The organism is Exiguobacterium sp. s145 (assembly GCF_018618835.1).
In the GTDB taxonomy this organism is placed as follows: domain Bacteria; phylum Bacillota; class Bacilli; order Exiguobacteriales; family Exiguobacteriaceae; genus Exiguobacterium_A; species Exiguobacterium_A artemiae.
On record NZ_JACSMV010000014.1, the window covers coordinates 1 to 11,681 of the forward strand.

Here is an 11,681-nt window from a genome sequence, read left to right on the forward strand (position 1 = left end):
TAAACGGCTTGAGTCCGCTGGAATTCAGAGCTCAAGCCGTTTAAAAGATTTTTATTATTTCGCCTGTCTACTTGACGGGGAGCAGTTCAAAGAGGACGGTCGTTTTTAAAATCATATTTTGAATCGTGATACGAGGACTTGCAATTCTTCCGCCATATCAGACAAGGTTTTAGCCGATTGTGAAATATCTTCCATCGAGCCAAGCTGTTCTTCCGTCGTCGCTGCGACGCGCTCGGATGCTGCAGAATTTTCATCTGCGATATGAGCGATTTCCGTTGCGGATGCCGAGACTTCCTGGACGTTGGCAGCAATCTCTTCGACCGTTGCCGTGACATCTTCGATCCGCGGTGTCATTTCTTGCGTCCGCAACATGATTTGTTTGAAACGAACGGCTGAATCTTCCGTCGTTTCGAGTCCCGCTTTCGTATGATGCGAAACTTCTTTCATCAGGAAGACCGAACGTTCCGTTTCCTGTTTGATGTTTTGAATCAGATGGGAGATTTGTTTCGTCGATTCCTGCGACTGTTCCGCAAGCTTCCGCACCTCACTGGCAACGACGGCAAACCCTTTTCCGTTCTCACCCGCCCGTGCCGCTTCAATCGCCGCATTTAAGGCCAGTAAATTCGTCTGGGTCGCAATGCCGTTGATGACATCAACAATTTTCCCGATTTCGTTCGAACGATGGGCCAGCGACTGGATGACCTCACCAAAGTTCTCGACCGATGAATCGATTGCTTTCATCTGTTCGACGTTTTTTGTGACCGCGGCCGTTCCGTCTTCTGCTTCTGAAGCGGTCGCCCGTGATAGTTCCGACACATTCGTCGAGCTCTCGGCAATCCGCATGACACCCGATGTGATGGCTTGCAGCGAAACCGCATTCCCGTCGAGCTGGCGTTTCGATTGACCGGCTCCGGCCGCCATTTCCTGAATCGAGCCGGCAATTTGTTCCGAAGCTGCCGTCGTTTGTGCGGCATTCGCCATCAGTTCCTCGGAAGAAGCCGCGACCTGACCGATTGATTGATCAAGATTTGAGATGATCCCGCGCAGTGACAGAATCATCGTGTTAAAGCTTTCCGCGACTTTTCCGATTTCGTCGTTCGATTCGACGACGACTTCTTCCGTTAAGTCACCTTCCTGAATCCGCTCCGCACTTTTCGTCAAGCGGTTCAGCGGGCTGATGATCGAACGCAGGATAAAGAACAGCAGGAGTCCAGCCAGGAGAAACGTACCGGCAATGACACCTAATGTCGTCCATAAAATACTGGCTGTTTCGTCCGTGATTTCACGGTCGTACAACGTACCGGCGACTTTCCAGCCGGTCAGACCGTTCGTCATGAAGTCCATCTGTTTGTCTTCATCTTCAAATAAGTAAGAGAAGCGTCCTTCTTTCCCGGCATAAAGAGGTCCGACCCAGTTGCCAGTTGCTGTTTCACCCGGTTTTAACGTCGGATGAGTGACGAAATTTTTCTTTGAATCTAAAATCGTGACATATCCTTCTTTCCCGATTTTGATTTTCTTGGCGATGTCGGCAATCCGGTCGACATCGACGTCGATTGCGATGACACCACGTCCGTTTCCACCTGTTTGCGAGAGCGTCACCATCATCTTGCCCGATGCAGCGTCAACGTATGGATCCGTGATGACGACTTTTCCACTGGCGTCTTCGGCTGCTTTGTACCATGGACGCTCACGCGGATCATAATCATCCGGCATCGACTGCTCCGGATAAATCGTCATCTCGCCGGATGTCGTCGCATAATAAATATTAGCGGCTTGCGGATGCGTATCTAAGTATTCGGTCATTTTTTCTTTTAAGTCGAGATTCTGTTTGCCTGATTGATACAACGTCCCGTCAATCCGGTCCGCAAAAAAGGCGACATCCCGTCGCATCGGATCGATGATATTCATGATTTCATCATTCATCCGATCGACACCGGCATGAGCCGACTGTAAAATTTCATTCATGATTTTTTGTTTGGACTGGCTGTAAGAAACAAAACCGATCAATAAAGAAGGAATCAATAATAAGAGCATCGATGTCAGGATCAACTTTTGTTTAATACTCAACGTGCGTTTTTTCTTCTGTTCCATATCCAACTCCCATTCTCGAGCTACGTACTCGCCGTTCTAGTTTCTTTATCGGTTAAAATGTATACTTTTTCACAGAAAATCAAAAAAAAGAAGCAGATCCGTTTAGGAATCCGCTTCCAATTTTTCAGCAATCACGCTTCTTGATCGCCTTTCCAGTTCATCATCCCGCCTTCGACGTTGATGACGTCATAGCCGTACTGTTCGAGGAACCGTCCGACGTTTTCGCTCCGGCCGCCTGCTTTACAAATTAGATAGTACGTTTCGCCTTCCTGCAACTCGGTATACCTTTCTCCGATTTCAGACATCGGCATAAAGCGGACATTCGGAATATGACCGGCATCGTATTCGTCCTGTTCCCGGACATCTACGACGTGTAATGCTTCACCCGCTTCAAGCTTTTCTTGCAGTTCATCGACATGAATCGTTTTCATAATAATCCTCCTCTTATTTCATCTTTGTCCAGTGTAGCAAAACTGACGTCGAAACAGAACAAAAGAGACCAGCCGAAGCTGATCTCCAGTTCTTATTCTCCGGATGCCCGATCCAGTGGTTGACGCTTTTGTTTATGCATTCCCCGTGCATAATACACAGCAATCAAAATCACGTACCAGAGCGGTCCGACAATCAGTGCAATCCGTGTTCCGGCATCAAATGCCATCAGGACGATGACACCCACGAGTGCGGCTAACGCAAGATAGTTCGCAATCGGGAAGAACGGAACTCCGAATTCAGCTGATCCGTGCACTTTACGTGCCCGCATCTGAGCAATCAAAATCATCGCCCATGTCCAGACGGCTCCGAATGTCGCAATACTTGTGACGATTGCAAAGACATCGTCCGGCAAGAAGTAGTTGAGTGCGACACCAACCAGCAGGGCAACGCCAGAAAGGATCGTCGCAAGTGCCGGCACACCGTTTTTAGAAATCTTCGCAAAACGTTTCGGCGCTTCCTGATTTTGTGACAAGTTCATCATCATCCGGGCTGTTGAGAAAATCCCTGAGTTACATGACGATAAAGCCGCCGTCAAGACCACAAAGTTAATGATTCCGGCAGCTGCCGGAATGCCTAGTGAATCAAATAATAAGACGAATGGACTGCTGTTATTCTGTCCGACTTGATCCCATGGATAAATCGAAAGAATGACGAACAGAGCACCGATGTAGAAGACTAAAATTCGTAAGAAAACATTGTTGACCGCTTTACGGATTGTTTTCTTCGGATTTTTTGCTTCACCTGCTGTGACCCCAATCACTTCAATCCCTAAGAAGGCAAACATGACCATTTGCATCGCAAGTAGAACACCGCCGAACCCGTTCGGCAGGAATCCGCCATGTGACCAAAGATTTGAAATCCCGACCGGCGTACCGCCGTTCCCGAATCCGATGACAATCGTCAGCGTTCCAAGAATGATCATTGCGACGATGGCAACGATTTTGATTAATGCAAACCAGAATTCGAATTCCCCGTAAAACTTAACGGCAATGAAGTTGATGCTCGTCATCAAAATCAGTGCACCAAGCGCCCACATCCAAGTGGGTGAATTCGGGAACCATTCCTGCATATAAATCCCGACGGCCGTAATTTCGGCCATACATGTGAAAATCCAGAGCAACCAATAATTCCACCCTGTCAAGAAACCGGCAAGCGGGCTGACATATTTTCGGGCATACTCGGCAAAGCTGCCTGATACCGGTTCACGGACTGCGAGTTCCCCAAGAGCCCGCATGATAATGAAGATAATGAGACCACCGATTAAGTACCCGATCAGTATTCCTGGTCCAGCTAATTGAATCGCTTTTGCGGATCCGAGGAACAGTCCGACACCGATCGCCGCCCCCAGCGACATCAGTGTAATGTGACGTTCTTCTAATCCCCGATTCAGTTCTGTCTGTTGTTTCATCTGTACGACGTCCTTCCCGTCTCTGTTTGTTTCTTAGCAGTTCCCCTAACCGCTACGTTGTCAGTATAAAGAAATTGTGTCCGTTTTGTAAACGTTTTCAAGAGATATTTTCTCCGAATCCCACATACTCGAAATATTCTGATTTATGTAACGGTACATAAAAGGAGCAACCACCTATACCGAATAGTATACATGACTGCTCCTTTCATAAGGGTTACAAATCTTATTCAACCTTTGCCAAAGGTGTTTTTCTCATCGCTGTCTTCTTTTCCGTCAAACGGAACAACCCGTTTAACAGCAGGGCTGTTACCGATCCTGCGACAATCGGACTGTCTGTCAGGACACGGACCTGATCCGGAAGTGACGCGACAATCGCCGGATTCATGCTGATGCCGAGTCCGACACCAAGTGCAAGCGCGACCGTGATCACATTATCGTTTTTAGCAAAATCAACACGGGATAAAATCCGGATTCCGCTCGCTGCGACCGTTCCGAACATCACGAGCATCGCTCCGCCGAGAACCGGTTTCGGAATCAGTGTCGTAAAGGTTGCGACTTTCGGCAAGAAACCGAGCACGATCAAAAAGAATCCGGCAAAGACGATGACTTTCCGTGTTTTGACACCCGTCAACTGGACAAGACCGACGTTTTGACTGTACGTCGTATATGGGAAACTATTGAAGACTCCGCCGATGATCGTTGCGGCTCCTTCCGCCCGGTACCCACGGGCTAAATCTTTATCCGTCAGTTTTTTGTCGGTGATTTCTCCGAGCGTCAAGAAGACGCCTGTTGATTCGACCATCGAAACGAGTCCGACCAGCGTCATCGTCAGAATGGCTGTAGCATTAAAGGTCGGGACACCAAAATAAAATGGTGTCACCATTTGGAACCAGGATGCTTCAGCGACCGGGCTGAAATCAATCATTCCCATTCCGAATGCAACGAGCGTTCCGATCAGGACGGCAATCAGCACAGCTGCCGCTTTTGAAAAAACCGTTCCGTAACGGTTAAAGACTAAAATCAGGACAATCGTCAGTCCGGCAAGTGCCAAGTACCGCATATCACCAAAATCCTTCGCGCCTTGTCCGCCGCCGATATCATTAATCGCCGCCGGAATTAACGAAATGCCGATGATCGTCACGACAGAACCGAGCACGACCGGCGGAAACAAAATCGCAATCCGGCTGAACCAACCGGAAATCACGAAGATAATTAAACCGCTGGCAATCAACGCACCGTAAATGGCCGTGATGCCCTGCAAACTGCCAATCGCAATCATCGGACCGACAGCTGTAAATGTACAGCCGAGGACGACCGGTAAACCAACACCGGTATATTTCGTCACGAACACTTGCAACAATGTCGCTACTCCACACATAAATAAATCAATCGCAACGAGATACGCCAGTTCTTCACCGGATAACCCGATTGCACTGCCGACAATCAGCGGAACAATCGCGGCTCCCGTGTACATCGCGAGTACATGTTGCAGACCTAGACTCGCCGCTTTGACGTTCGATAACGTCTTCATACTGTCACCGGGTCGACGAATGTCGCCTCTCCTGCTTCGAGCTTTTTAATACGGGCAAGCGATTCAACACGGAATCCGGCATCCAGCAATTTCTGACGTCCCGGTTGGAATGATTTTTCAATGACGATACCGAAGCCTGCGACTTCTGCTCCGGCCTGTTCGACGAGTTTTGCTAATCCGAACGCCGCTTCCCCGTTTGCGAGGAAGTCATCGATGATCAGGACGCGTTCTCCGGCCTGTAAATATTGTTCTGCGACCGTAATCGTACTCGTCTGTTGTTTCGTAAACGAATAGACTTCTGCTGAAATCGTTCCTTCGTTTAACGTTAACGACTTCGTTTTCCGGGCATAGACCATCGGGACACCAAGACGAAGCGCGGTCATCATCGCCGGTGCGATGCCACCTGCTTCAATCGTCAAGATCCGCGTAATACCGGCATCTTTGAACCGGTCCATAAATTCATAGGCAATTTCCCACATCAAGGTCGGATCGACCTGGTGGTTTAAAAAGGAATCGACTTTTAATACTTGATCCGATAAGACTAATCCTTCTTGTTTAATCATTTCTTCCAAACGTTTCATAACTGATTTCTCCTTTTCGAACGAAAAAAAACGTACAGTCGCTACCCGGGGGCAGCCACTGTACGCTAAAAAGAGAGCAGTAACTCACCACCCGTAGTCGGATCGTTACGGCGATCCGGTAGAGACTCGTGGGCCAATCCCCACTATTATACGAGCGTTGCTATACGTTTATTCGTTGATGCGTTATGTGTTCCATTTTACGGAGTTCACTGAAAAAGTAAAGTCTTTTTCGAAAATGGATTACGCTTGGCGTTCTTCGACAGCTTGTGCCGCTGTAATGATCGCCAGTTTGTAGACGTCTTCTTCGTTACATCCGCGCGACAAATCGTTGACCGGTTTGTTGAGTCCTTGCAGAATTGGTCCGATTGCTTCAAAACCGCCAAGACGCTGGGCAATCTTATAGCCGATGTTTCCAGACTCAAGGCTTGGGAAAATAAAGACGTTTGCTTGACCGGCAACATCTGATTCCGGCGCTTTTGATTTTGCGACACTCGGGACGAATGCTGCGTCAAATTGTAATTCACCGTCGATTGAGAGTTCAGGTGCACGTTCTTTTGCCAAACGTGTTGCTTCGACAACGCGCTCTGTTTCCGGTGATTTCGCTGAACCTTTTGTCGAGAAGCTGAGCAACGCAACTTTCGGATCGATTCCGAATGTTTTTGCCGTTTTCGCAGACGCGATTGCATTTTCAGCTAAATCGTTAGCGTCCGGTGCGATGTTGATTGCACAGTCGGCGAACACATACTGCTCGTCGTCACGAACCATGATGAAGACACCTGATGTCTTTTTATAGCCTTCTTGCATTTTGATGATTTGAAGTGCCGGACGAACCGTATCACCTGTTGCGTGCATCGCACCGGAAACTAGACCTTCTGCTTTTCCTGTGTGGACGAGCATCGTACCAAACGTGTTGACGTCTTTCAGGATGAGGGCGCGGGCTTGTTCTTCCGTTGCTTTTCCTTTACGACGCTCAACGAATGAAGCAACGAGTTCTTCGATTCCTTCATATGAAGCCGGATCAATCGTTTCAAGATCTGCAACATCAATGTTGTTTGCTGAAGCTGTCTCTTCGATTTGACCACGTGGTCCGATGACGATCGGTGTAACTAAACCGTCTTTTTTCAAACGTACAGCTGCACCGAGAACACGTGCATCGATTCCTTCAGGGAAAACGATCGTCGGCTGGTGGGCTTTGACTTTTGTCTCAAGCATTTCGAATAATTGCATGATATTAGCTCCTTTTGTGGCGAATAAGTGTCGGTTTTTGTTGTTGTTCCATTCCATTGTTCATTATACACAGTTCTGTTTCGTTGTTAAAACAATTTGCAAAAAAGTGTTTTTTCTATTCTTATACCTGACTTTTTGAATACTATTACAGTATCTTTTTTAATATAGTACAGGGAAAAACAGAACCTCTTTATCACACCCTTTTACCTCATACCCCCCTTTCCGTTTTTGTATGTCGGGTCCGCTCCAAAAACGAACCCGTTTTCTTACGGGGAAACCAAAAAGATATGGTAAGATTGAACATGGATTAACACGTTCACCATTACAGATTCAGGAGGTTTTCATATGCAACATCAATCATCCGAACCAACCGTTACGCAACAAGCCGCCGAAACACTCGATGGCTGGTATACATTCCATGATTTCCGCCGGATTGACTGGGCCCGTCTGAAACAGGTCGATGCTTCCGTCCGGACGAAGATGGTACAGGAGTTCCAGGCATTCTTGGGCGAACTCGCACAAGTAGAAGATCAAAAAGAAGGCAGTCATGCCCTCTATACGATCATCGGTCAAAAAGCGGATCTCGTTCTGATGGTTCTGCGTCCGACAATGGAAGAGATTCAGGACGTTGAAGTGAAGATGCAGAAGCTTGATCTATACGACTATCTGATTCCGACGTATTCCTATGTGTCTGTCGTCGAACTCGGTACATACCGCGGTTCAGGAGAAGGTAACCCGTATGAAAACCCGTACGTCCGCGACCGTCTCTATCCGATTCTGCCGAAATCGAAGCACATCTGCTTCTATCCGATGAGCAAGTCACGCCGCGACGGCGACAACTGGTACACGCTTTCGATGGAAAAACGAAAAGAACTCATGTACCGTCACGGAATGATCGGTCGGAGCTACGCCGGCAAGATTCAGCAAATCATCGGTGGATCAACCGGATTCGATGACTGGGAATGGGGCGTCACGCTGTTCGCCAATGATATTCTGCAGTTCAAGAAAATCGTTTATGAAATGCGTTTTGACGAAGTCAGTGCCAAATACGGTGAGTTTGGTGAGTTCTTTATCGGGAACCGCCTCGAAACAACAGATCTCGAAGCACATTTCGCACTTTAATCTGCTAAATCACGTTTCATAGGAAAACCCTACGGGAATATACTCTTTGCGGCCACAAAAACTGTCAGATTTGTACCTGAAGGAGGAATTACCATGGGGAATGCTATGAACCGATCAACGCGATCGCGTGAATTGCAATTCGCTGTGCTTTCAAAAGAGCTAAAGCCAGTCGCGGAACGCGTACTGGACCGCTATGAGCAAGCATTATCGAAGTTAAATAAAACACAACCTGCCAAGCGCTGAAGCTATTGCTTTTGTCGCTCTATCGTACCGGTAAACAGATCAAAATCTGTTTACCGGTTTTTTTGCGAACAAAAAAATCTATCCGTTTCACGTTTCTCTGCTCGAGTCGCGTGAAGCGGATAGATTCTTATTGTCTTTACAGCCCTTTATAAGCCCCGATTGCAACAAAAATCCAGGCTGCGATGAACAGGACGCCACCGATCGGCGTCACAGCCCCAAGTTTCGTCACACCCGTCAGCGCCATCACGTACAGGCTGCCTGAGAAGAAAACGATTCCGGCAAGCATCAGCCAACTGGCCAATGAGAACTGAGAAATCGATACTTTCAATAACATCCCGCCGAGTGCGAGAATTCCGAGCGAGTGAACCATTTGATACAAGACACCCGTCTGCCAGTTCGCAAGCATCCGCTCTGATAACATATCTTTTAAGGCATGCGCACCGAAAGCTCCCAGTGCCACGGCGAGCATCATCGATAATGCTCCGATCATGATGAAAATTTTCATTCCTTATCTCCCCCTAAACGTCGTGCTGGTAAATTCCATTCATAATAATAGGATAGCATACGTAAAATTGTGATCAGACCGAGTAATGTGAACAAATGGAGTGGATTCGTCAATTCGAACCGGTCAATCACAAGTGCCGCCATGACGGCCCACATCGCATAGATTTCTTTATGCAGGACAAGCGGTTTACGTCCGGCGAGTAGATCGCGGATGACGCCACCACCGACTCCTGTTAAAACAGCTGCCGAGATCGTTGCCGATAACGGCAGGCCTTTAGCGGAAGCCATCAACGCACCTTGAATCGCAAAGGCGGATAAACCGAGTGCATCAGCGAGCACCCCCCACCGCGTCCAGTGCGGTAAAAATAATTGCGGTAAAATGAAGATCAGCAACGCGACCAAAATCGCGATTAAAAACAATCCGCCTTGCGACCAAAGCGCAGAAACCGGGACACCAATCAACAGGTTGCGGATGGCACCACCGCCGAAGGCCGTGATTAAAGCAAGCAGCCAAACACCAAACAAATCATACTTTTCTTCCATCGCGACAATCGCGCCACTCATCGCAAACGCCACCGTGCCGATGATATTTAACAAGTCCCAGGACATACGCACATTTCACCTTTCCCATTAGAAATTCCAATACTTACTATACGCTCTTTTTCGATTCCGGCAAGCTTATTTTTTCTGTCACCGATTCGACCGTTTGCAAGTGTCGTTTTTAGGTAAAGTAACCTATACTGAAACAAACTGTACAGGAAGCGTAGGTGGAGGTATGAAACGTTGGGCGCTTTATCGGATTTTCATCATCGTAACGATGTTCGCTCGTTACATCTGGACGATTTATCGATTCACCCGGAAGAACCGACCCGGTACGAATAATGAAGAATTTGAGCGCATCATGATTACGATTGCGCGTGACTATAAGAAAAAAGCACTTCGTCTCGAAGGACTCCTCATTAAACTCGGTCAGTTCCTGTCGATTCGGGCCGACCTGTTTCCTCCATCCGTTTTAATGGAGCTGACGGAACTTGTCGATAAAGTCCCGTCAAGCAAACTCGGTGAATCCCGGAAAATCATCGAAGAGGACTGGGGAACAGCGATCGAAGATATCGTCGATGACATTTCCCCCCGACCGATTGCTTCTGCCTCGATTGGTGAAGTCTACAGCGCAACCCTGAAATCCAATGGACGCAAAGTAGCGATTAAAGTGCAGCGCCCGAACATCGAACAAATCATCAAAACCGATTTCCGGGCGATGCGGCTCGTCATTGCGATGCTCCGCCGGACATCGCTCAATAAATCAACCGATTTACAGAGTCTGTACCGTCAAATGGTCTTCGTCATCGGAGATGAGCTGAACTATCGGACAGAATTAAAAAACGGTCTCTACTTCAAAAAAATGTACGAAACGAATCCGGTCATTTATATTCCGGATTACTTTGAAGAACATTGTACGAACCGCGTCCTTGTCATGGAATGGATTGAAGGAACCCGCATCACGGATCTTGATTACTTAGCGGAACATAACATCGACCGTGATGAACTGGCCCGGAACCTGTTCCTGAATGCCGGGGAACAGTTATTGTTCGGCGGAAAATTCCATGCCGATCCCCATCCGGGTAATGTCCTTGTCCAAAGTGACGGCCGGATCGTCCTGCTCGACTTCGGGATGATCGGTGCGACGACGGCTGATGACATGCGCGCGATCCAGCGAATTCTGCAGTCGTTCGTGACGCTCGACTACGACGCCATCGTCGACGGTCTAGAAGATTTGCGCTTTTTACTGCCAAATGCCAACAAACAAAATATCCGGCAAGCGATTGAAAAAGCCGTTACCTTCTATCTTGAAAGTGACATGGAAAACATTGATACGAAGTTGATTGAAAAAGTATTATCCGATATTGAATTACTGGTTCGAAACGAACCGATCCAACTCCCGGCAGAGTTTGCCTTTTTCGGCCGGGCTGCCTCAACGATTCTCGGAATTCTGCAAATCTTATCACCTAAAATCAATTTGCTCGAACTTGCTAAACCGATGGTCCGAAGATGGCTCGATGAAGAAGGAAAAAATCAGAACCGCTACTTGCAAATCGCCGGTTCTTACGGGGCACGGCTGCTTGCCTTCCCCCGCCTCGTCAACGATGCCTTGAGCGAACCGACCCGGTGGCGACTGTTTGAACAACAGAAGTTTTCCCGCGTCGCTAACATGGAATCGCTGAAAATCCGTCAATGGACCAGCTCCCTCGTCGGGATCGTCAGCCTTCCGGTCAGCTACACCGGCTATTTTCTCGCTCATTATGATTTGATGGGCATTTCGCTCGCCATTGCCGTCGTTGCTTTATGGAACGGTCGACGCATCGGACGGCAAATTGTCCGGATTGCCGACGAACCGTTTAAATAATGACTGAAACGTCCTCTTGAGAGGGCGTTTTTTTATTTTGAAATAATGTTTTTTCGTTCTTCTATGTTTTTCGGATCT

General features: G+C 47.9%; 11 protein-coding genes and 1 riboswitch. Of the genes, 3 read left to right on the forward strand and 8 right to left on the reverse strand.

Translation table 11 applies throughout. The features are described 5' to 3' along the window. Positions 1-111: 111 nt before the first annotated feature. From KNQ07_RS10940 to pta, 6 genes are all read right to left on the reverse strand, one after another. A complete protein-coding gene (locus tag KNQ07_RS10940; protein ID WP_214766637.1) occupies positions 112-2,091 on the reverse strand; it encodes a methyl-accepting chemotaxis protein in 1,980 nt (659 codons plus the stop codon). A gap of 131 nt (positions 2,092-2,222) precedes the next feature. Beyond that, a complete protein-coding gene (locus KNQ07_RS10945) occupies positions 2,223-2,522 on the reverse strand; it encodes a rhodanese-like domain-containing protein (protein ID WP_214766639.1) in 300 nt (99 codons plus the stop codon). A gap of 92 nt (positions 2,523-2,614) precedes the next feature. Continuing rightward, positions 2,615-3,991, reverse strand: a complete 1,377-nt coding sequence (locus KNQ07_RS10950) for an amino acid permease (protein WP_012369132.1) — start codon at positions 3,989-3,991, stop codon at positions 2,615-2,617. Positions 3,992-4,214: 223 nt separating this feature from the next. Beyond that, complete coding sequence (locus tag KNQ07_RS10955; protein ID WP_214766641.1) at positions 4,215-5,522, reverse strand: nucleobase:cation symporter-2 family protein; 1,308 nt, start codon at positions 5,520-5,522, stop codon at positions 4,215-4,217. After that, complete coding sequence (locus KNQ07_RS10960) at positions 5,519-6,103, reverse strand: xanthine phosphoribosyltransferase (protein WP_012369130.1); 585 nt, start codon at positions 6,101-6,103, stop codon at positions 5,519-5,521. Before KNQ07_RS10960 ends, KNQ07_RS10955 begins: the two co-directional genes overlap by 4 nt. Before the next feature lie 74 nt (positions 6,104-6,177). Then, a riboswitch (purine riboswitch) is annotated at positions 6,178-6,277 on the reverse strand. Positions 6,278-6,343: 66 nt separating this feature from the next. After that, positions 6,344-7,330, reverse strand: coding sequence for a phosphate acetyltransferase (gene pta, locus KNQ07_RS10965; protein WP_131503249.1), 987 nt, complete (start codon positions 7,328-7,330; stop codon positions 6,344-6,346). Positions 7,331-7,675: 345 nt separating this feature from the next. Between pta and hemQ the strand changes: the two genes are divergently transcribed. After that, positions 7,676-8,452 carry a hydrogen peroxide-dependent heme synthase gene (gene hemQ, locus KNQ07_RS10970; RefSeq protein WP_012369128.1) on the forward strand — a complete coding sequence of 259 codons (777 nt, stop codon included), beginning with the start codon at positions 7,676-7,678 and terminating at the stop codon, positions 8,450-8,452. Between the two features lie 105 nt (positions 8,453-8,557). Beyond that, positions 8,558-8,695, forward strand: coding sequence for a hypothetical protein (locus KNQ07_RS10975; protein WP_200868745.1), 138 nt, complete (start codon positions 8,558-8,560; stop codon positions 8,693-8,695). A 136-nt stretch (positions 8,696-8,831) separates the two neighbouring features. On the opposite strand, the gene KNQ07_RS10980 is transcribed toward KNQ07_RS10975, so the two are convergent. Both KNQ07_RS10980 and KNQ07_RS10985 read right to left on the reverse strand, forming a co-directional pair. Further along, positions 8,832-9,200, reverse strand: coding sequence for a DUF423 domain-containing protein (locus tag KNQ07_RS10980; RefSeq protein ID WP_214766643.1), 369 nt, complete (start codon positions 9,198-9,200; stop codon positions 8,832-8,834). Next, positions 9,197-9,808 carry a trimeric intracellular cation channel family protein gene (locus KNQ07_RS10985; protein WP_012369125.1) on the reverse strand — a complete coding sequence of 204 codons (612 nt, stop codon included), beginning with the start codon at positions 9,806-9,808 and terminating at the stop codon, positions 9,197-9,199. Before KNQ07_RS10985 ends, KNQ07_RS10980 begins: the two co-directional genes overlap by 4 nt. A 166-nt stretch (positions 9,809-9,974) precedes the next feature. On the opposite strand from KNQ07_RS10985, the gene KNQ07_RS10990 reads away from it, so the two are divergent. Beyond that, on the forward strand, positions 9,975-11,603 hold the full coding sequence (locus KNQ07_RS10990; RefSeq protein ID WP_214766645.1) for an ABC1 kinase family protein: 1,629 nt from the start codon (positions 9,975-9,977) through the stop codon (positions 11,601-11,603). Positions 11,604-11,681 lie beyond the last annotated feature (78 nt).

What these genes read in the sequence shown, in the direction of transcription:
- KNQ07_RS10940 (WP_214766637.1), bottom strand. Translation starts at nt 2,091, where the DNA reads ATGGAACAGAAGAAAAAACGCACGTTGAGTATTAAACAAAAGTTGATC.
- KNQ07_RS10945 (WP_214766639.1), bottom strand. Translation starts at nt 2,522, where the DNA reads ATGAAAACGATTCATGTCGATGAACTGCAAGAAAAGCTTGAAGCGGGT.
- KNQ07_RS10950 (WP_012369132.1), bottom strand. Translation starts at nt 3,991, where the DNA reads ATGAAACAACAGACAGAACTGAATCGGGGATTAGAAGAACGTCACATT.
- KNQ07_RS10955 (WP_214766641.1), bottom strand. Translation starts at nt 5,522, where the DNA reads ATGAAGACGTTATCGAACGTCAAAGCGGCGAGTCTAGGTCTGCAACAT.
- KNQ07_RS10960 (WP_012369130.1), bottom strand. Translation starts at nt 6,103, where the DNA reads ATGAAACGTTTGGAAGAAATGATTAAACAAGAAGGATTAGTCTTATCG.
- pta (WP_131503249.1), bottom strand. Translation starts at nt 7,330, where the DNA reads ATGCAATTATTCGAAATGCTTGAGACAAAAGTCAAAGCCCACCAGCCG.
- hemQ (WP_012369128.1), top strand. Translation starts at nt 7,676, where the DNA reads ATGCAACATCAATCATCCGAACCAACCGTTACGCAACAAGCCGCCGAA.
- KNQ07_RS10975 (WP_200868745.1), top strand. Translation starts at nt 8,558, where the DNA reads ATGAACCGATCAACGCGATCGCGTGAATTGCAATTCGCTGTGCTTTCA.
- KNQ07_RS10980 (WP_214766643.1), bottom strand. Translation starts at nt 9,200, where the DNA reads ATGAAAATTTTCATCATGATCGGAGCATTATCGATGATGCTCGCCGTG.
- KNQ07_RS10985 (WP_012369125.1), bottom strand. Translation starts at nt 9,808, where the DNA reads ATGTCCTGGGACTTGTTAAATATCATCGGCACGGTGGCGTTTGCGATG.
- KNQ07_RS10990 (WP_214766645.1), top strand. Translation starts at nt 9,975, where the DNA reads ATGAAACGTTGGGCGCTTTATCGGATTTTCATCATCGTAACGATGTTC.